Source organism: Pseudomonas frederiksbergensis, from assembly GCF_003732665.1.
Classification (GTDB): domain Bacteria; phylum Pseudomonadota; class Gammaproteobacteria; order Pseudomonadales; family Pseudomonadaceae; genus Aquipseudomonas; species Aquipseudomonas frederiksbergensis_G.
The window spans coordinates 1-313 of the sequence record NZ_MOBP01000168.1 but is presented as its reverse complement, the minus strand read 5'-3'; the positions used below and the strand labels follow the sequence as shown (position 1 = coordinate 313).

Here is a 313-nt window from a genome sequence, read left to right as displayed (position 1 = left end):
ACAGTTGCAGGGTGTCGGCCACCAGTTGCCGGGCTTCGACACCGGGCTCCACGCTGTGCTCCAGCACCCGGTTGAGAAGGTTTTCCACCGCCCAGGCCAGCTCCCCCAGCACCAGCGCGCGCACCATGCGCCCGCTGCCCTTGAGGGTGTGGAAGGCCCGGCGCAGTTCGCTCAGGGCAGATGTGCCATGGGAGTCCGCGGCCCAGCGCGGCAGGTACTCGCGCAGCATCTCCAGCACTTCCTCGGTTTCTTCGAGGAAGACTTCCCGCAGTTCATCGTCCACCGGCTCCTCGTCCCCTGGCGGCGGCAACAG

The 313-nt window shown here is 67.7% G+C and carries 1 protein-coding gene; it reads right to left on the bottom strand.

Going from position 1 to position 313, the window contains the following annotated elements; translation table 11 throughout:
- On the bottom strand, positions 1-313 hold a 313-nt coding region (locus BK665_RS33655; RefSeq protein ID WP_148053299.1), incomplete at both ends, for an Hpt domain-containing protein.